We start from the raw sequence: 1,753 nt of genomic DNA, 5'->3' as shown, positions 1-1,753 counted from the left end.
CGCCGGCGCTGGTCGGCGGCATCCATGTGGTGCCGGAGTTTCTCGGCAACCGCGCACCTTTCGCCGACCCGGACGCGCGCGCGCTGATCGCCGGGCTCGATCTCGACACCAGCCTCGACAGCCTGGTCGGGCTCTATGTCGCCGGGGTCTGCGGGCTGGGCTATGGCGCGCGCCAGATCGTGCGGGCCGAGCATGACAAGGGCATTGCCGTCGACACCATCGTGGTCAGCGGCGGCGCCGGCCAAAGCCCGCTGGTGCGCCAGCTGCTTGCCGATACCACAGGCATGGTGGTGGTGGCGTCGACCTCGCCGGAACCGGTGCTGCTCGGCTCGGCTATGCTGGGCGCGGTCGCCGCCGGTGCCTACAGGGATCTGACGGGGGCGATGGCCGGCATGTCGGAACTCGGCGAGGTCTATCATCCCGACGCTACGCTGGGCGGCTGGCATGCAAAACGCTTCGCGGCGTTCGAGCTGCTGCAGCAGGCGGGCAAGGCGATCAGGGGCTGAGAAACTGTTTCGAAAGGCCAGCGACTCCTGCCCGGCTCTGTCAGGAGTGTGGCGAACACCGCTTGGCGATGATGCCGGAAGCTGGCAGCTTTGTTCCGTCGCGACGAGGTAGGCGGCAGGAGCAGGAGGCCTGATGGCAGACGACAAATCGCCAGTGCCATTCGCATCGGACAGCGTGCCATGGACGGAATGGTCCGATGTGCCGCGCTTTGCCGTGCGCTACCGGCATCTGTCGCTGGCCGCCCTAGGCGAGAATTACCATGTCGGCGTGGCGATCGAGGAACTGCCGCCGGGCAAGCAGACCTCACCGGCGCACTACCACATTTTCGAGGAAGAGCATGTCTTCATCCTCGAAGGGGCGCTGACCGCTTATGTCGGCGACGCCGCCTACGCCATGAAGGCCGGCGACTACATCTGCTTTCCGGCTGGTGCTGCGGCGGGGCATTGCCTCATCAACACCGGCGACGCGCCGTGCCGCTATGTCATCGTCGGCGAGCGCAACCCGAATGACGTGGTCGTCTACACCGCCTCCAACAAGGTGCTGGTGCGCGCGCTGGGTAGCCGTGCGCTCTTCGATCTCGCTGCAACTCGAACCTACTGGGACGGCGAGAACACCGGCCTTGCCGCCGGCGATCCGCTGCCGTCGGGTGTGATGTCCGGTATCACCAAACCCCCAGCCGTGCCGATCCCGCCTGTCGCCAGCGATGCCGTCGAATGGAAGGTCGAGGGCGAAGGCCCGCGGTTCGGCGGCCGGTCCAGGCATCTGACCTATGCGGCTTTGGGACTACCAGACTATCATGTCGGCATGCTGATCGAGGCGCCGGCCCCCGGCATGCGCCTGGCGCCCAGGCACTACCACATGCTCGAAGAGGAGCACGCGCTGATTCTGGAAGGGCAGGTGACGCTGCTGCTTGGCGAGGAGCGTCACGAGATGAAGGCCGGCGATTATGTCTGCTTTCCCGCCGGCCTGGCGGTCGGGCATTCCTTCCTCAACAGCGGTACGGAACCGTGCCGCTATCTGATGATCGGCGAGAAAAATCCCAACGAGGTCTGCGTCTATCCCGATTCCAACAAGATGGCGGTCGACGCCTTGCGCCGGCGCGACGGCATTTTCGACATGGGAGCGGTGAGGCGGTACTGGGACGGCGAGGAGACGGAATAGCGCCCGGCGGTCCCGGGTTCACAGTTCCTTCTCCGCCAGCTCCCTGAATTCGTCGGGAACCGAGCGCGCGGCCTCCAGTGCCACC

2 protein-coding genes are annotated in these 1,753 nt (G+C 66.1%); both read left to right on the top strand.

Annotation, left to right across the window (positions count from 1 at the left end):
• The coding region (locus tag EN893_RS32475; RefSeq protein ID WP_245490940.1) for an FGGY-family carbohydrate kinase at positions 1-506 on the top strand (506 nt) is incomplete at its 5' end.
• Between the two features lie 133 nt (positions 507-639).
• Entirely contained in the window at positions 640-1,668 is a 1,029-nt protein-coding gene (locus EN893_RS32470; protein ID WP_127270848.1) for a cupin domain-containing protein, read from the top strand.
• Positions 1,669-1,753 lie beyond the last annotated feature (85 nt).

It is taken from the genome of Mesorhizobium sp. M7A.F.Ca.CA.004.04.2.1 (genome assembly GCF_004022825.1).
GTDB lineage: Bacteria > Pseudomonadota > Alphaproteobacteria > Rhizobiales > Rhizobiaceae > Mesorhizobium.
The sequence above is the reverse complement of the archived record's forward strand: the minus strand, read 5'-3'. Positions and strand labels throughout refer to the sequence as shown.

What these genes read in the sequence shown, in the direction of transcription:
- EN893_RS32470 (WP_127270848.1), top strand. Translation starts at nt 640, where the DNA reads ATGGCAGACGACAAATCGCCAGTGCCATTCGCATCGGACAGCGTGCCA.